The organism is Streptomyces sp. SudanB5_2050, assembly GCF_964272335.1.
GTDB lineage: Bacteria > Actinomycetota > Actinomycetes > Streptomycetales > Streptomycetaceae > Streptomyces > Streptomyces rochei.
Window position 1 is genome coordinate 2,062,476 of the sequence record NZ_OZ186760.1, and the last position, 17,124, is coordinate 2,079,599.

The window sequence follows — 17,124 nt, forward strand, 5'->3', positions numbered from 1 at the left end:
TGGCGGTAAAGGCTCGCGCGTACCACGCCACTTTAGACGTTGCCCATACCTCGGCCTTCGCGGGGGTGGGGTCGTGTTGAGAAGGGCGCTCCGACGTGCGTTCGGAGAGTCGATTGAGCGGTCAGATGAGCGGCCCCGTATTCACTTGCCGAATGCGGTTTCGCCCAGTCGACAGGCGGATCCCGAAGAGTCCCGGCAGTCTGGTTTCCAGCGGAAAAACGCACGTACTTACGGGGGTAGGCTCAACAACGGCCGGCCGACTCAGGACGCGCCGGCAGCCGGTGGGCGCCACGTGCACCGGCATCCGACATGTGGAGAGGAGCCCTGACTCAGGGTGAGCACCAAGCCGACCACCACAGACCTCGAGTGGACCGAACTGGACCAGCGGGCCGTGGACACCGCCCGCGTCCTGGCCGCCGATGCCGTACAGAAGGTTGGCAACGGCCATCCGGGTACGGCGATGAGCCTGGCGCCCGCCGCCTACACCCTCTTCCAGAAGGTGATGCGGCACGACCCCGCCGACGCGAACTGGGTCGGGCGCGACCGTTTCGTGCTGTCCGCCGGACACTCGTCCCTGACCCTCTACACCCAGCTGTACCTGGCCGGCTTCGGCCTGGAGCTGGACGACCTGAAGTCCTTCAGGACGTGGGGCTCGAAGACCCCCGGCCACCCCGAGTACGGGCACACCACCGGCGTGGAGACCACGACCGGTCCGCTGGGCCAGGGTGTCGCCAACGCGGTGGGCATGGCGATGGCCGCCCGCTACGAGCGGGGTCTGTTCGACCCGGAGGCCGCCGAGGGCACCTCCCCGTTCGACCACTTCGTGTACTGCATCGCCGGTGACGGCTGCCTCCAGGAGGGCATCTCCGCCGAGGCGTCCTCGATGGCGGGCCACCAGAAGCTGGGCAACCTGGTCCTGCTGTGGGACGACAACCACATCTCGATCGAGGGCGACACCGAGACCGCCGTCTCCGAGGACACCTGCAAGCGCTACGAGGCCTACGGCTGGCACGTGCAGCGCGTCGCCCCGAAGCCGGACGGCGACCTGGACCCGCACGCGATCTACGACGCGATCCAGGAGGCGAAGAAGGTCACCGACCGCCCCTCCTTCATCGCGATGCGCTCGATCATCGCCTGGCCCGCCCCGAACGCGCAGAACACCGAGGCCGCCCACGGCTCGGCGCTCGGCGACGACGAGGTCGCCGCGACCAAGCGGGTCATGGGCTTCGACCCGGAGAAGACCTTCGAGGTCTCCGACGAGGTCATCGAGCACACCCGCAAGGCGCTGGAGAAGGGCCAGGCGGCCCGCGCGGTGTGGGAGAAGTCCTTCCAGCAGTGGCGGGACAACAACCCGGAGCGCGCCGCCGAGTACGACCGCGTCGCCAAGGGTGAGCTGCCCAAGGGCTGGGAGGAGAAGATCCCGGTCTTCGAGGCGGGCAAGGGTGTCGCCACCCGTGCCGCGTCCGGCAAGGTGCTCCAGGCGCTCGGCGCGGTGATCCCGGAGCTGTGGGGCGGCTCGGCCGACCTGGCCGGCTCGAACAACACGACGATCGACAAGACGTCGTCCTTCCTCCCGGCGGGCAACCCGCTGCCGGAGGCCGACCCGTACGGCCGCACCATCCACTTCGGCATCCGCGAGCACGCGATGGCCGCGGAGATGAACGGCATCGCGCTGCACGGGAACACCCGCATCTACGGCGGGACGTTCCTGGTCTTCTCCGACTACATGCGCAACGCCGTCCGGCTGTCGGCGCTGATGCACCTGCCGGTGACGTACGTGTGGACGCACGACTCCATCGGCCTCGGCGAGGACGGCCCGACCCACCAGCCGGTCGAGCACCTGGCCTCGCTGCGCGCCATCCCGGGCCTGAACGTGGTCCGCCCGGCCGACGCCAACGAGACCGCCATCGCCTGGCGCGAGATCCTGCGCCGCTGGACGAAGGAGTTCGGCAAGGGCCAGCCGCACGGTCTGGCGCTCACCCGCCAGGGCGTGCCGACGTACGAGCCGAACGAGGACGCGGCCAAGGGCGGCTACGTCCTGTTCGAGGCCGAGGGCGGCGAGCCGCAGGTGGTGCTGATCGCCACCGGTTCCGAGGTGCACGTGGCCGTCGAGGCCCGTGAGGCGCTGCAGGCCGACGGTGTGCCGACGCGTGTGGTGTCGATGCCGTCCGTCGAGTGGTTCGAGCAGCAGGACCAGGGGTACCGGGACAGCGTCCTGCCCCCGTCCGTGAAGGCCCGGGTCGCGGTGGAGGCCGGGATCGGTCTGACCTGGCACAAGTACGTGGGGGACGCCGGCCGCATCGTTTCCCTGGAGCACTTCGGTGCTTCGGCCGACGGCAAGGTGCTCTTCCAGGAGTTCGGCTTCACTGCCGAGAACGTGGCCGCCGCTGCCCGGGAATCGATCGCCGCAGCCCAGCGCTGACGCTCACACACGACACGTAGGAGATGCATTTTCCATGACAGACGCACTCAAGCGCCTCTCCGATGAAGGCGTCGCGATCTGGCTGGACGACCTGTCGCGCAAGCGGATCACGTCCGGCAACCTCGCCGAGCTGATCGACCAGCAGCACGTCGTGGGCGTCACCACCAACCCGTCGATCTTCCAGAAGGCGATCTCCCAGGGCGACGGCTACGACCAGCAGCTCTCCGACCTGGCCTTCCGCAAGGTCACGGTCGAAGAGGCCATCCGGATGATCACCACGGCGGACGTCCGCGACGCCGCCGACATCCTGCGCCCGGTGTTCGACAACACCGGCGGCAAGGACGGCCGGGTCTCCATCGAGGTGGACCCGCGCCTGGCGCACAACACCAAGGCGACGGTCGCCGAGGCCAAGCAGCTGGCCTGGCTGGTGGACCGGCCCAACACGCTGATCAAGATCCCGGCGACCGAGGCCGGCATCCCGGCGATCGCCGAGACCATCGGCCTGGGCATCAGCGTCAACGTCACGCTGATCTTCTCGCTGGAGCGCTACCGCAAGGTCATGGACGCCTTCCTGACCGGCCTGGAGAAGGCCAAGGAGCGCGGCCTGGACCTGTCGGAGATCCACTCCGTGGCGTCCTTCTTCGTGTCCCGCGTGGACACCGAGATCGACAAGCGGATCGACGCGCTGGGCACCGACGAGGCCAAGGCGCTGCGCGGCAAGGCCGCCGTCGCCAACGCCCGTCTCGCCTACCAGGCGTACGAGGAGGTCTTCTCCTCCGACCGCTGGGCCGCCCTGGAGAAGGCCGGCGCCAACAAGCAGCGTCCGCTGTGGGCGTCGACCGGCGTCAAGGACAAGGCGTACAGCGACACCATGTACGTCACCGATCTGGTCGCGCCCAACACGGTGAACACGATGCCGGAGGCGACGCTGTTCGCCACCGAGGACCACGGCGAGATCACCGGCGACACCGTCGCGGGCACCTACGAGCAGGCGCGCGCCGACCTCGACGCGGTCGAGAAGCTGGGGATCTCCTACGACGAGGTGGTCCAGCTCCTCGAGAAGGAGGGCGTCGAGAAGTTCGAGGACTCCTGGAACGACCTGCTGAAGTCGACGGAGGCCGAACTCAAGCGCCTCGCTCCCTCGGAGGGCTAGAAATTGTCAAGCAGCAATCCGCTGCGTGACCCCGCAGACCGACGGCTCCCGCGTATCGCGGGGCCGTCGGGTCTGGTCATTTTCGGCGTCACCGGCGACCTCTCCCGCAAGAAGCTCATGCCCGCCGTGTACGACCTCGCCAACCGGGGTCTGCTGCCGCCGGGCTTCTCTCTTGTCGGCTTCGCCCGCCGCGACTGGGAGCACGAGGACTTCGCCCAGGTCGTGCACGACGCCGTCAAGGAACACTCCCGCACGCCGTTCCGCGAGGAGGTCTGGCAGCAGCTCATCCAGGGGATGCGCTTCGTGCAGGGCACCTTCGACGACGACGACGCCTTCGAGCGGCTGCGCGCCACCATCGAGGACCTGGACAAGGCGCAGGGCACGGGCGGCAACTTCGCCTTCTACCTGTCGGTGCCGCCGAAGTCCTTCCCGGTCGTCATCCAGCAGCTGAAGAAGCACCGGCTGGCCGACCAGTCGAGCGGTTCCTGGCGCCGCGCGGTGATCGAGAAGCCGTTCGGCCACGACCTGAAGTCGGCCGAGGAACTGAACGCGATCGTCCACGAGGTCTTCGCCCCGGACCAGGTCTTCCGCATCGACCACTACCTGGGCAAGGAGACCGTCCAGAACATCCTGGCGCTGCGCTTCGCCAACACGATGTTCGAGCCGATCTGGAACCGGTCCTACGTGGACCACGTGCAGATCACCATGGCCGAGGACATCGGCATCGGCGGCCGGGCCGGCTACTACGACGGCATCGGCGCCGCCCGCGACGTCATCCAGAACCACCTGCTCCAGCTCCTCGCGCTGACCGCGATGGAGGAGCCCGCCTCCTTCGACGCGGACGCGCTGGCCGCCGAGAAGACCAAGGTGCTCGGCGCGGTCCGCCTCCCCAAGGACCTGGGCCGGGACACCGTGCACGCCCAGTACGCGGCGGGCTGGCAGGGCGGCGCCAAGGTCATCGGCTACCTCGAAGAGGACGGCATCGACGCCCGGTCGAAGACCGACACCTACGCCGCGATCAAGGTCGGCATCGACAACCGCCGCTGGGCGGGCGTCCCCTTCTACCTGCGCACCGGCAAGCGGCTGGGCCGCCGGGTCACCGAGATCGCGGTGGTCTTCCAGCGGGCCCCGCACTCCCCCTTCGACACGACGGCCACCGAGGAACTGGGCTCCAACGCGATCGTCATCCGCGTCCAGCCCGACGAGGGCGTCACCGTCCGCTTCGGCTCCAAGGTGCCGGGCACCTCGATGGAGATCCGGGACGTGTCGATGGACTTCGCGTACGGCGAGTCCTTCACGGAGTCCAGCCCGGAGGCGTACGAGCGCCTGATCCTGGACGTGCTCCTGGGCGACGCGAACCTCTTCCCGCGCACCGAGGAGGTCGAGCTGTCCTGGAAGATCCTCGACCCGATCGAGGAGTACTGGGACAAGCACTGCGTCCCGGCCCAGTACCCGGCCGGCACCTGGGGCCCCGTCGAGGCGGACGAAATGCTCGAGCGAGACGGACGGAGCTGGCGCCGGCCATGAAGACAGACCTCACGGACACCACGGCCAGCAAGATCAACAAGGCGCTGGTGCTGGGGCGCCGGGCGATCGGCACCCCGGCCATCGGCATGGTGCTCACGCTGGTCATCGTCACCGACGAGGAGAACGCCTACGACGCGCTGAAGGCCGCGAGCGACGCCGCGCACGAGCACCCCTCGCGCACGCTCGTCGTCATCAAGCGCGTCTCCCGCTCCCCCCGGGACCGCACGAAGTCCCGTCTGGACGCGGAGGTCCGCCTCGGCGCCGACGCGGGCACCGGCGAGACGATCGTGCTGCGCCTGTACGGCGACGTGGTCGACCACGCCCAGTCGGTCGTGCTGCCGCTGCTGCTGCCGGACGCGCCGGTCGTGGTGTGGTGGCCGGTGAACGCGCCGCTGGACCCGGCCGGGGACCCCCTCGGCGCCCTGGCCCAGCGTCGGGTCACCGACACCTACGCCTGCGAGGAGCCGATCCGGGAGCTGGCGGCCCGCGCCGACGCCTATGCGCCGGGCGACACCGACCTGTCCTGGACCCGCATCACGCCGTGGCGTTCCATGCTGGCGGCCGCCCTGGACCAGGTCGACTGCGAGGTGCGGTCGGTCGAGGTGGAGGGCGAGGCGTACAACCCGAGCTGCGAGCTGCTGGCGATGTGGCTGGCGGACCGGCTGGACGTCCCGGTCCAGCGCACCTCGTCCGAGGGCCCGGGCCTGACCGCCGTCCGCATGGACACCGACTGCGGTCCGGTCGTCCTGGACCGGGCCGACGGTTCGCTCGCGACGCTGTCCATCAAGGGCCAGCCGTCGCGGGCGGTGGCGCTGAAGCGGCGCGAGACGGCCGAGCTGATCGCGGAGGAGCTGCGGCGACTGGACCCGGACGACACCTACGCCTCGGCGCTGCGCTACGGGGTGGACCGGCTGAGCACACCGGGCGAGCCGGCCAAAGGGGACTCCGGTGACGGCGCCGGGGCCCGCGCCGTCCCCGCCCCCGTCGAGACGGCCGCGAAAGCTCCCGCGAAGGACGCGGCGCAGGAGAAGGCACCGGTGAAGAAGGCGGCGGCGAAGTGAGCACTCCCCAGCTTGTCGTGCACCGCGACAAGGAACTCATGGCCGAGGCCGCGGCGGCACGGCTGATCACGAAGATCGTGGACGCGCAGGCCTCCCGGGGTTCGGCGTCCGTGGTCCTCACCGGCGGCCGCAACGGCAACGGTCTGCTGACCGCGATCGCGGGCTCCCCGGCCCGGGACGCGGTGGACTGGAGCCGCATCGACCTGTGGTGGGGCGACGAGCGCTTCCTGCCCGAGGGCGACCCGGAGCGCAACGTCACCCAGGCGCGGGAAGCCCTGCTGGACTCGGTGCCGCTGGACCCGAAGCGGGTGCACGCGATGCCGGCCTCCGACGGCCCACACGGCTCGGACGCGGAGGCCGCGGCGGCGGCGTACGCGCGGGAGCTGGCCGAGGCGTCCGTCCCGGAGAACCACGCGGCGGTCCCGTCCTTCGACGTCCTGCTCCTGGGCGTCGGCCCGGACACCCATGTGGCGTCCCTGTTCCCGGAGCACCCGGGCGTCCGGGAGACCGACCGCACGGTCATCGGCGTCCACGGCTCCCCCAAGCCTCCGCCCACCCGCGTCTCGCTCACCCTCCCCGCCATCCGCAGCGCCCGCGAGGTGTGGCTGCTGGCGGCGGGCGAGGACAAGGCCAACGCGGTGGCGATGGCCCTCTCCGGCGCCGGCGAGATCCAGGCCCCGGCGGCGGGTGCGCGGGGGCGGTCCCGCACGCTGTGGCTCCTGGACACGGCGGCGGCTTCGCGGTTGCCGAGGTCGCTGTACCCGCCGGCTTCCGCGTAGTCCGGCCCGGCGGCGCCCCGCGGGCGCGCCGACTCACCGACAGGCCCCGCCCGGGTCATGATTCTCCGGGCGGGGCCTGTTCCGTGTGACGCGATCAGTGGGACGCGACCCGCTCCACCAGCCGGATGCCGCGGGCCAGCAACTCCCGCTCCTCCTCCGTCAGTTCCGCCTCAATCGCGCGCGCGAGCCAGTCGGCCCTGCGCTCCCGCTCCTCCTCCAGGAGCACCCGCCCGGCGCTCGACAGTTCGACCAGGCTCTTGCGGCCGTCGGTCGGATGCGCGCGCCGCGTGATCAGCCCCTGTTCCATGAGCAGCCCCACGGCACGGGCCATGGACTGCGGACGCACCCGCTGGGCGGCCGCCAGCTCACTGGTCGTCATGGCGCCGTTGCGGTCCAGCTCACCGAGGACGGCCACCTGGCCCTGCGGCATCTGGTCCTCGCGCTTCACGCGCCGGGTGAGCTTTCCCATCGCTGTGCGCAGCTCGGCGGCGAGGGCGGCGGATTCCGGGAGGGGCATACCGCACTTTAACGCAGGTCCCGGAGGCCGGCGGCCCAGATGGACAGCCAAGGTGAACAGCCAAAGTGAACAGCTAAACTGCACAGCAATACTGCACAGCATTGCTGTAGAGTTCGCGGTGCCGGGTCCAGCGCCACCGACGTCGCAGCCGGGCGCCGGCACGCGACAACGGGAAGGACTCCCATGACCGCCATCACCTCCGTCACCGGCCGCCGCGTCCTCGACAGCAGGGGCAACCCGACCGTCGAGGTGGACGTGGAGCTGGCCGACGGCTCCCTCGGCCGGGCCGCGGTTCCCTCCGGCGCCTCCACCGGCGCCCGCGAGGCCGTCGAGCTGCGCGACGGTGACCCGGCACGCTGGCACGGCAAGGGCGTGGACCGCGCGGTGCGGCACGTCAACACGGAGCTGGCCGCCGTCGTCGTCGGCCGGGAGGCGGAGGACCAGGCCGGACTGGACGCGGCCCTCGTCGCCGCCGACGGCACCGCGACCAAGTCCCGGCTCGGCGCCAACGCCCTCCTCGGTGTCTCCCTGGCGAGCGCCAAGGCCGCCGCGGCCGCCCACCGCCTCCCGCTCTACCGGTACCTCGGCGGGTCCGACGCGCGGCTGCTGCCGGTCCCGATGATGAACATCGTCAACGGGGGCGCCCACGCCGACAATCCGCTGGACTTCCAGGAGTTCATGATCGCGCCGATCGGGGCCGACACGTTCGCCGAGGCCGTGCGGATGGGGTCGGAGATCTTCCACACCCTGCGCGGTGACCTGCTCGCCGCGGGGCACTCCACGGGGGTGGGCGACGAGGGCGGCTTCGCGCCCGCGCTCAGGACCGCCGAGGAGGCCCTGGACTTCGTCGTCGCCGCCGTCGAGCGCACGGGGTACCGGCCGGGCACGGACGTCGGCCTGGTCATGGACCCGGCGTCCTCGGAGTTCTTCCGCGACGGCGTCTACGACTACGCCGGGGAGAAGGTGCGGCGCACACCGGCCGAACACGCCGACTACCTGGTCCGGCTGATCGAGGCGTACCCCGTCGTCTCCATCGAGGACCCGATGGCCGAGGACGACCTGGAGGGCTGGCGGGACCTCACCGCACGGATCGGGTCCCGCTGCCAGCTCACCGGGGACGACGTGTTCTGCACCGACGAGACCCTGCTGCGGGAGGGCATCGCGCAGGGGGTCGCCAACTCGGTGCTGGTGAAGGTCAACCAGATCGGGACCCTGACGGAGGCCCTGGCGACGGTCGGCACCGCGCACCGGGCGGGCTACACCGTCGTCATGTCGCACCGCTCGGGCGAGACGGAGGACACCACGATTGCCGACCTGGCGGTGGCCACGGGCTGTGGGCAGATCAAGACCGGCTCGCTGTCCCGTTCCGACCGCACCGCCAAGTACAACCAGCTCCTGCGCATCGAGGAGCAGTTGGGCGACAGCGCACGGTACGCGGGCGCGCGGGCGCTGCGCCGCTAGCGCGGCCGTCCGCGCGCGGGGAGGAGGGGCGGTGCCGGCGAACCCGGCACCGCCCCTCCGGCCCCTCACTTCACGGATCCCGCCATCACCCCCTGCACGAAGTGCCGCTGGAAGGCGAAGAACACCACCACCGGCACCACCAGCGACAGGAACGCCCCCGGCGCCAGCACGTCGATGTTGCTGCCGAACTGCCGGATCTGCGACTGGAGTTCCACGGTCAGCGGCTGCGACGAGCTGTCCGCGAACAGCAGCGCGACCAGCATGTCGTTCCACACCCACAGGAACTGGAAGATGGCGAGGCTGGCGATGGCCGGCTTCCCCACCGGCAGCACCAGTCGCGTGAAGATCCGCCACTCGTCGCCGCCGTCCATGCGCGCGGCCTCCAGCATCTCCTTGGGCATCTCGGCGAAGTAGTTGCGCAGCAGGAACACCGCGAACGGCAGCCCGTAGGCGACGTGGAAGAGCACCACACCCGGGATGGTCCCGAACAGCCCCAGCTGCCCGAAGAGCTTGGCGACCGGCAGCAGTCCGATCTGCACGGGCACCACCAGCAGCGCCACGACGACCAGGAAGACCGGCTCGCGCCCCGGGAAGTCCAGCCAGGCGAAGGCGTACCCGGCGAGCGCCCCGACGACCACGACGAGCACGGTCGTCGGTACGGAGATCAGCACCGTGTTCCAGAAGGCCCGGGTGATGCCCGAGTTGCCGAGCAGGGCCGAGTAGTTGTCCAGGGAGAGCTGCCCCGGGCTGGCCAGGGCGGTCCACCAGCCGCCCTTCGCCGTGTCCTCGGCGGACCGCAGCGAGGACAGGAACAGCCCGGCCAGCGGCGTCATCCACACCAGCCCGACGAGCACGAGGAATGCCTGGACGATCCCGTTGCCCAAGTACCGCCGGACGGCGTTCATCGCTGACTCCTCATCGCTGACTCCTCTTGAAACGGCGGACGTTGAAGACCATGGCCGGCACGACGAGCAGCAGGAGCAGCACACCCAGCGCGCTGCCGAGCCCCTGGTTGTTGCCACCGCCGAACGACACCAGCCACATCTGCGTCGCGAGGACCGTCGCGTCCTCCTGCACGGGGCCGGGCGCGATGATGTAGACGAGGTCGAAGACCTTCATCACGTTGATCACGAGGGTGATGAAGACGACCGTGAGCACCGGGGCCAGGAGCGGCACGGTGATGCGCCGGAAGATCTGCCACTCGTTCGCGCCGTCCATCCGCGCGGCCTCCAGCGCGTCACGCGGCAGCGAGGAGAGCCCGGCGCCGATCAGCACCATCGCGAACCCGGTCCAGATCCACAGGTAGGCCCCGATGATCGCCGGAGTGACCAGCGCGGGTCCGAGCCAGGAGACGCCCTCGTAGGGCGGGGCGAAGTTCGACGCGGGGAGCCGGACGGTGTACGAGCCGTCCGCCAGCCCCGCGAAGCGGAAGGAACCGTCGTCACCCGTGGTCGTGGACGCGACCGTACGGCCGTCGCGCACCGCCTCGACGGTCATCTCGGGCAGCCCGCTCTCGCTCCGGTCGACCCGGCCCTGCTCCCCTCCCCCACCGGGCGTGAAGTCCAGGTACACGACCCCGCGCACCTCGTCGTCGGCGGCGTCCCGGCCCGCCGCCCCGTACGCGGCCTTCGCGCCGGACGGCAGGTCGTCGGGCCCCACCCCGACCAGGCCGAGCGCCACCGTGTCGCCGGGTGACACGCCGGCACCGGTCCGGTACGAGCCGTCGGCCTCCTCGACCAGTGCGCCGTCCCGTCCGTCACGCGCCCGGGCGCCCGGGTAGCTCGACGTGCCGGCGAAGGCGTCGTGCACGCCGGTCACGGCGGCGTTGAGGACGCCCTTGTCCGGGTCGTGGTCGTAGGCGAGCCGGAAGATGATGCCGGCGGCGAGGAAGGAGACCGCCATCGGCATGAAGAGCAGCAGCTTGAAGGCGGTGGCCCAGCGCACCTTCTCGACCAGGACGGCGAGGATCAGGCCGAGGCCGGTCAGCAGGGTGGGGGCGACGACGACCCAGATCGCGGTGTTGCGGATGGCCTTCAGCGTGGCCGGGTCGCGGAACATCTCGGTGTAGTTGTCGCCGCCCACGAAGCGCGTGCCGGAGGCGTCGAAGAGGCTCCGGCCCACGGAGAACAGCACGGGATAGACGACCAGGGCGCCCAGCAGGAGCAGCGCGGGCAGGACGAAGAGCAGGGCGACGGCCGCCCGGCGCCGCCGGGGGCGCCGCAGGGGCGCCGGGCCGGGAGCGGCGGGCGGGCTCGCCTCTTTCACCGGGGTGGAGGTGGTCACGGCCGGTCAGCCCTTGTAGGCCTTGGCAGCCGCGGCTTCCAGCTCGGCGGCGGTGGCCTTCGGGTCGGAGGGGTCGCGCAGGAAGTCCTGGAGGATCTTCCACTCGCCTGTGCCCTTGGTGCCGCCGAAGGCCGCGGGTGCCTGGTCGGACATGTCGAAGCGGACCGAGTCCCCCGCGCCGACCAGGGACTCGGCGGTGGCCCGGGTGACGTCGTCGCCGTAGGAGGCCGGGTCGAGGTTCTTGTTCGGGGAGATAAAGCCGCCCGCCTCGGCCCACACGGCCGCGGCCTCGGGCGTCGCGAGGTACTCCAGGAGCGCCATGCCGGCCTCGGAGTTCTTGCCGTCCTTCAGGACGACGGCCGCGTCACCGCCGCTGACCACCGGCGCCTCGCCGCCGTCGACCGCCGGGAAGGGGAAGAAGTTCGCGTTCTTGCCGATCTCCTTGCCGAACTGGTCCTTGGCGACACCGGCGACGAAGTCGCCCTCGTAGACCATGCCGGCCTCGGGCTTCGGGCCGAAGACCTTCTCCACGGAGCCCGGGAAGTCGGTGTTCAGGGCTCCCTTCCGGCCGCCCTCGACGAGCTGCTCGTCCTTGAAGAGCTTGCCGAGGGTGGTGAGCGCCTCGACCACGCTCGCGTCGGTCCACTTCAGCTCGTGCGCGGCGAGGGCGTCGTACTTCTCGGGTCCGGCCTGGGAGAGGTAGACGTTCTCGAACCAGTCGGTCAGCGTCCAGCCGTCCTGCCCGGCGACCGAGAAGGCGGCGAGCCCGGAGTCGGAGACGGTCCGCCCGGCCTCCAGCATCTCGTCGTACGTCTTCGGCGGCTCGACCCCGGCCTGGGCGAGGGCGTCGGGGCTGTACCAGACGGTCGACTTGTGGGCGGCCTTGAAGTAGAGGCCGTAGAGGGTGCCGTCGACGGTCCCGTACGTCTTCCAGACGTCGGCGAAGTTGGTGTCGACCGACTTCCGGGCCGTCTCGGACAGCGGCTTCAGCCAGCCGTTCTCGGCGAACTGCCCCAGCACGCCGACCTGCGGGACCATCACGACGTCGGGGGCGTTGCCGCCCTCGATCTTGCTGCCGACGACGGTGGAGACGTTGTCGCCGGTGGAGACGAAGGAGGTCTTGGCGCCGGTCTTCTCGGTGAAGGCGTCGAGCACCTTCTGGAAGTTCTCCTGCTCGGTGCCGGACCAGACGCCGGCCACGGTGACCGACTGTCCGCCGAGTGCCTTGTCACCGCCGCCGGCCGAGACGGGTCCGCCGCCACCGCAGGCGGTGGCACCGAGGGCGAGGACCAGGGCGGTGCAGCCGGTGAGCAGGGGGGTACGTCGTCGCATCATCGTTGATGTCCCTTCGAGGGTCGGGCAAGCAGAGGTCGGGGGCGAGGTCAGAGGTCGGAGGAGGTCGGAGGCGAGGTCAGATGTCGGCGATCCACCAGGCGGCGGTGGAGCCGGGCAGGACGCCGGGCGGGCAGGGGCCGTCGCTGGCCAGCAGCGGGGTGCCGGGGACGGGCGCCGGCGTGGGGGCGGTGCCGAAGTTGACGGCGCAGACCAGGCCGTCGCCGCGGACGAAGGCCAGGACGCCGGGCGGGGTGTCCAGCCAGCGCAGGGTGCCCTCGCCCAGCTGGGGCAGCGCGGAGCGCAGGTGCAGTCCGTCGCGGTACAGGTGCCAGAAGGAGCGGGTGTCGGCGAGGGCGCGGTCGGTGGCGTACTCGGCGAAGTACTCGGGCTGCGGCAGCCAGGGCTTGGCGCCCGACTCGTCGGAGGTGAAGCCGAACGGCGAGGCCTGTCCCGACCAGGGCAGCGGCACCCGGCAGCCGTCGCGGACGCGGGCGCGGCTGCCGGTGCGGTGGAAGATCGGGTCGGTGAGCACGTCGTCGGGCAGGTCGACGACCTCGGGCAGGCCCAGTTCCTCGCCCTGGTAGATGTAGGCGGCTCCGGGCAGCGCCAGCATCAGCAGCGCCGCGGCGCGGGCGCGGGCGGTGCCGAGGCCGCTGCCGTCGGTGGCGGGTTCGCCGTAGCGGGTGACGGTGCGGACCTGGTCGTGGTTGTTGAGGACCCAGGTGACCGTGGAGCCGGTGCCGGCGATGTCCTGCATGGCCTCGGAGATGACCTTGCGGAAGGCGTCGGGGTCCCAGGGGGCGCCGAGCAGGTCGAAGAAGAAGGCCTGGTGGAGTTCGTCGGGGCGGACGTAGCGGGCGTGTTCGCGGGCGCTGGGCACGGAGACCTCGCCGACGAGGAGGCGTTCGCGGCCGTCGCGGGCGGTGTACTCCTCGCAGACCGCGCGCCAGTGCCGCCATACGTCGTGCACCTCGGGCTGGTTCCAGGCGAGCGGGTTGACCGAGTCCCGGGTGCGGGCGTCGGCCTCCGGGTCCGGGGAGTCGGGGAGGTCCGGGTGCTTGTAGAGGCCGGCGGCGACGTCGATGCGGAAGCCGTCGACGCCCCGGTCCAGCCAGAAGCGGAGTATCCGGTCGAACTCGGCGGCGACCTCGGGGGTGCGCCAGTTCCAGTCCGGCTGCTCGGGCGTGAACATGTGCAGGTACCACTGGCCGGGGCGGCCGTCGGCCTCGGTCACGCGGGTCCAGGCGGGGCCGCCGAACATGGCGTGCCAGTTGTTGGGCGGCCGGTCGCCGTCCGGTCCGCGGCCGTCGGCGAAGTGGAAGCGGGCGCGCGCCGGGCTGCCGGGCGGGGAGGCCAGGGCCTCGCGGAACCACGGGTGCTCGCTGGAGCAGTGGTTGGGGACGATGTCGAGCAGCACCCGGATGCCGAGGCGCCGGGCGGCGGCGACCAGCGCGTCGAACTCGTCGAGGTCGCCGAAGAGCGGGTCGACGCCCCGGTAGTCGGCGACGTCGTAGCCGTGGTCGTGCTGGGGCGAGGGGTAGAAGGGGCTCAGCCAGATTCCGTCCACGCCGAGTCTGCGCAGGTAGGGCAGCCCGGCCCGGACGCCGGCGAGATCGCCGACGCCGTCGCCGGTGCTGTCGAGGAAGCTGCGGACGTAGACCTGGTAGATCACCGCGTCACGCCACCAGTGGTGCCTGTTCACCCCGGAACCTGTCTCTAGAGGAGGCTGCTGTTATGCATGCATGTTAGGTAGCGGTGACGCGCGGGTGTCAATGAACGGAACAAGCGCCGCTGACCAGTTGGGGTTCTATATAGGGACTTTTCCCCGCACTGCGGACGCAGTTGAGATGCCAGCGTTACCTAACGCGTAACTAGGAAAGGGCCGCCAGCTCGCGAGCCAGCCGCCGCACCGCCGCCTCGGGCGTCTGCCGCCCGGCCATGGCGTCGTGCACGACGGCCTGCACGGCCAGGCTGACCTGGTCGTAGCGCGGGCTCTTGGGGCGCGGGGCGGCGGCGAGCACGCTCTCGCGCAGGGTCGGCAGGTAGGGGAACGCCTCGATCAGCGCGGGGTCCTCGTAGAGGTCGGCCCGCACGGGCGGCAGCGCGCCGCGGGTGAGGACCTGGCGCTGCACGCGCTCGCCGGTGAGGTACGCGATGAGCCGGGCCGCCGAGTCCGGGTGCTCGGCATGGGCGCTCACGGCCAGGTTGGAGCCGCCCAGCACGCTGGTCCCGGGCCCGTGGGGCCCCGGCAGCGGTACGGCGCCGACCTTCCCGGCGACCGCGGAACCCGGCGCCGAGGCACCGACGTAGGCGTAGGGCCAGTTGCGCAGGAAGAGCAGGCGGCCGTCCTGGAAGGCTTGCTTGGACTCCTCTTCCTTGTAGCCCAGCGCCTCCTCGGGGATCCAGCCCTCGCGCACGCCGCGCGCCAGGAAGCCGATGCCCTCGCGGGCCGCCGCCGAGTCCACGGTGACGCGTGCGCCCTCGTCGCCGAGGATGCTGCCGCCGGCCGAGTAGACGGCCTCGGCGGCGTTGACGGTCAGGCCCTCGTAGGGCAGGAACTGGCCCGCGTAGCCGTCCAGTCCGTGCTTCGGGGCGATGGTCCCGGCGTACCGCTCCAGCTCGGCCCAGGTGCGCGGCGGCGGGACGCCCTCCGCGGCCAGGACGTCCTTGCGGTACAGGAGCAGGCCGGCGTTGGTGACGTACGGGACGGCGTACAGCCGCCCGTCGTAGGTCGCGGTGTCGACGACCGGCGGCAGGAACGTGTCGAGCGGGAAGCGCTCGCGGGGCAGCGGACGTATCCAGCCCGCGGCGGCGAACTCCGAGGTCCAGTTGACGTCGATGTTGAGGACGTCGAAGCGGTGCCGGTCGCCGTCGCGCAGGTCGGTGGCCATCTGCGCGCGGCTCTCGTCGGCGGAGTCGGGCAGTTCGACGAGGGTGACCCGCTCCCCGGGGTGGGCGCGGTTCCAGCCCTCCAGCAGCGGGCCGAGGTAGCCGGTGAGATCGCCCGCGGTGGCCAGGGTGAGCGGGCCGCGACCGCTCGCGGCACCCTCGTTCGCGCGGGCGCCGGAGGCCACGTACCCGGTCAGGACGACGAGGAGGACGAGGAGGCCCCTACCGGCGGCGTGGATCCACCGCATAGGTTCCTCCCTGTACACCCTCGTACACCGGGCCCGCTGACTCGCACCGGCACCGGGCGTCCTCGTCCCGGGTCAGAGGCCATGTATACCTGTTAGGTATGCGCGATACTAGGGCCTGGAGCACATCCGGGGACTCGACCAGAAGCGGGAGGACGGCTGAGTGCGCCTGCACCTCCTGGCTCTCCTGGCCCGCGGTCCGGCCCACGGCTACGAGCTGAAGCAGGACCTTGAGCAACTGCTGGGCTCCGCGTACCCTCAGCCGAACGTCGGCCAGATCTACGTCACCCTCGGCCGTCTCGAGAAGACGGGGCTGATCGAGGGCGAGGACATCGAGCAGTCGAGCCGGCCCAACAAGAAGGTCTACCACCTCACCGAGGCCGGGCGTGACGAGCTGCGGGCCTGGTACGAGGAGACGGCGGACGAGCCGCGGGTGCGGGACGAGTTCTTCATGAAGCTCGCCCTGGCTCCGCAGACGGGTCTCGCCGACCAGATCGCGCTGATCAACAAGCAGCGGCGGCAGTACCTGAACACCATGCGGCAGTTGTCGAAGCTGGCCGCCGCCGAAGACCGGGACAACCGCATCGCCCACCTCCTCATCGAGGGCGCGATGCTGCACCTCCAGGCCGACCTCGACTGGCTGGAGCGGTGCCAGGAGGAGCTGGAGGAGCTGGAGTGAGCGCTGGGGCGAGTGCGGACCCGGCTCCCGTGCTGCGCGCCGAGGGCCTGGTCAAGACGCATCACGGCGAGGGCGCTCCGGCGCACGCCGTGCGCGGGGTGGACCTGACCGTGCGGCGCGGCGAGTTCGTGGCGATCACCGGGCCGTCCGGTGCCGGGAAGTCGACCCTGCTGCACCTGCTCGGCGGCCTCCAGCGCCCGGACGCCGGCAGCATCTGGCTGGACGGCGCGTGCACGGACGGGTACGGCGAGGCGCGCTGGGCCGTCGAGCGCAGGAAGCGGATCGGGATCGTCTTCCAGTTCTTCAACCTGGTCTCCGACCTGTCCGTCGCCGACAACGTCGAGCTGCCCGCCCTGCTCGCCGGGCTGCCGCCCAAGCGGGCGCGCGCCGAGCGGGAGGAGCTGCTGGCCGAGCTGGGGCTGACGGGCAAGGCGCGCAGCATGCCCGGTGAGCTGTCCGGCGGCGAGCAGCAGCGGGTGGCGCTGGCCCGGGCCCTGGTCAACCATCCGCCGCTGCTGCTGGCGGACGAGCCCGCGGGCAGCCTGGACAGCAAGGGCACCCGTGAGGTGATGCGGCTGCTGTCCCGTTTCCACCAGCGGGGCCAGACGATCCTGCTGGTCACCCATGACGCCCGGCTCGCCAGCGCCGCGGACCGGGTGATCAGCTTCTTCGACGGGCGGATAGCCGACGACGCCGAGCTGGACGCCGCCACACCGGCGCGCCGCCGCCCGGGCGCGTCCGCCGTCCTGGAACTCAAGGACTGACATGCGGGC

14 protein-coding genes are annotated in these 17,124 nt (G+C 71.3%); 8 read left to right on the forward strand and 6 right to left on the reverse strand.

Going from position 1 to position 17,124, the window contains the following annotated elements:
* The first annotated feature begins 334 nt into the window (after positions 1–334).
* Genes tkt through pgl form a run of 5 tightly spaced genes read left to right on the forward strand, consistent with a single transcriptional unit; the run spans position 335 to position 6,942 of the window.
* Positions 335–2,422, forward strand: coding sequence for a transketolase (gene tkt, locus ACFZP7_RS09240; protein WP_125535926.1), 2,088 nt, complete (start codon positions 335–337; stop codon positions 2,420–2,422).
* 34 nt (positions 2,423–2,456) lie between these two features.
* Entirely contained in the window at positions 2,457–3,575 is a 1,119-nt protein-coding gene (gene tal, locus ACFZP7_RS09245) for a transaldolase (protein ID WP_019331138.1), read from the forward strand.
* Positions 3,576–3,578: 3 nt separating this feature from the next.
* The gene (zwf, locus tag ACFZP7_RS09250; protein ID WP_086875417.1) at positions 3,579–5,102 is read left to right on the forward strand and encodes a glucose-6-phosphate dehydrogenase; all 1,524 of its coding nucleotides are present in this window, start codon (positions 3,579–3,581) and stop codon (positions 5,100–5,102) included.
* Positions 5,099–6,163 carry a glucose-6-phosphate dehydrogenase assembly protein OpcA gene (opcA, locus tag ACFZP7_RS09255; RefSeq protein ID WP_019331140.1) on the forward strand — a complete coding sequence of 355 codons (1,065 nt, stop codon included), beginning with the start codon at positions 5,099–5,101 and terminating at the stop codon, positions 6,161–6,163. Before zwf ends, opcA begins: the two co-directional genes overlap by 4 nt.
* Entirely contained in the window at positions 6,160–6,942 is a 783-nt protein-coding gene (gene pgl, locus ACFZP7_RS09260; RefSeq protein ID WP_029394667.1) for a 6-phosphogluconolactonase, read from the forward strand. The genes opcA and pgl overlap by 4 nt, the downstream gene beginning before the upstream one ends.
* Before the next feature lie 94 nt (positions 6,943–7,036).
* On the opposite strand, the gene ACFZP7_RS09265 is transcribed toward pgl, so the two are convergent.
* Positions 7,037–7,459, reverse strand: a complete 423-nt coding sequence (locus ACFZP7_RS09265) for a MarR family winged helix-turn-helix transcriptional regulator (protein ID WP_385634203.1) — start codon at positions 7,457–7,459, stop codon at positions 7,037–7,039.
* A 183-nt stretch (positions 7,460–7,642) separates the two neighbouring features.
* Here ACFZP7_RS09265 and eno point away from each other — a divergent pair, with 183 nt between their 5' ends.
* The gene (gene eno / locus ACFZP7_RS09270) at positions 7,643–8,920 is read left to right on the forward strand and encodes a phosphopyruvate hydratase (RefSeq protein ID WP_019331143.1); all 1,278 of its coding nucleotides are present in this window, start codon (positions 7,643–7,645) and stop codon (positions 8,918–8,920) included.
* 65 nt (positions 8,921–8,985) lie between these two features.
* On the opposite strand, the gene ACFZP7_RS09275 is transcribed toward eno, so the two are convergent.
* The 5 genes from ACFZP7_RS09275 to ACFZP7_RS09295 all read right to left on the reverse strand — a co-directional run bounded on the left by ACFZP7_RS09275 (position 8,986) and on the right by ACFZP7_RS09295 (position 15,675).
* Entirely contained in the window at positions 8,986–9,825 is an 840-nt protein-coding gene (locus tag ACFZP7_RS09275) for a carbohydrate ABC transporter permease (RefSeq protein ID WP_019331144.1), read from the reverse strand.
* Between the two features lie 10 nt (positions 9,826–9,835).
* The gene (locus ACFZP7_RS09280; protein ID WP_107472988.1) at positions 9,836–11,203 is read right to left on the reverse strand and encodes an ABC transporter permease subunit; all 1,368 of its coding nucleotides are present in this window, start codon (positions 11,201–11,203) and stop codon (positions 9,836–9,838) included.
* 6 nt (positions 11,204–11,209) lie between these two features.
* A complete protein-coding gene (locus tag ACFZP7_RS09285; RefSeq protein ID WP_385634204.1) occupies positions 11,210–12,538 on the reverse strand; it encodes an ABC transporter substrate-binding protein in 1,329 nt (442 codons plus the stop codon).
* A gap of 76 nt (positions 12,539–12,614) precedes the next feature.
* Positions 12,615–14,240: a glycoside hydrolase family 13 protein gene (locus tag ACFZP7_RS09290; protein WP_385634205.1), complete on the reverse strand. Its 1,626-nt coding sequence runs from the start codon at positions 14,238–14,240 to the stop codon at positions 12,615–12,617.
* 169 nt (positions 14,241–14,409) lie between these two features.
* Positions 14,410–15,675, reverse strand: coding sequence for an ABC transporter substrate-binding protein (locus ACFZP7_RS09295; protein WP_282391377.1), 1,266 nt, complete (start codon positions 15,673–15,675; stop codon positions 14,410–14,412).
* A gap of 160 nt (positions 15,676–15,835) precedes the next feature.
* Here ACFZP7_RS09295 and ACFZP7_RS09300 point away from each other — a divergent pair, with 160 nt between their 5' ends.
* Positions 15,836–16,351, forward strand: a complete 516-nt coding sequence (locus ACFZP7_RS09300) for a PadR family transcriptional regulator (protein ID WP_019331149.1) — start codon at positions 15,836–15,838, stop codon at positions 16,349–16,351.
* A complete protein-coding gene (locus ACFZP7_RS09305; protein WP_030979193.1) occupies positions 16,348–17,115 on the forward strand; it encodes an ABC transporter ATP-binding protein in 768 nt (255 codons plus the stop codon). Before ACFZP7_RS09300 ends, ACFZP7_RS09305 begins: the two co-directional genes overlap by 4 nt.
* Positions 17,116–17,124 lie beyond the last annotated feature (9 nt).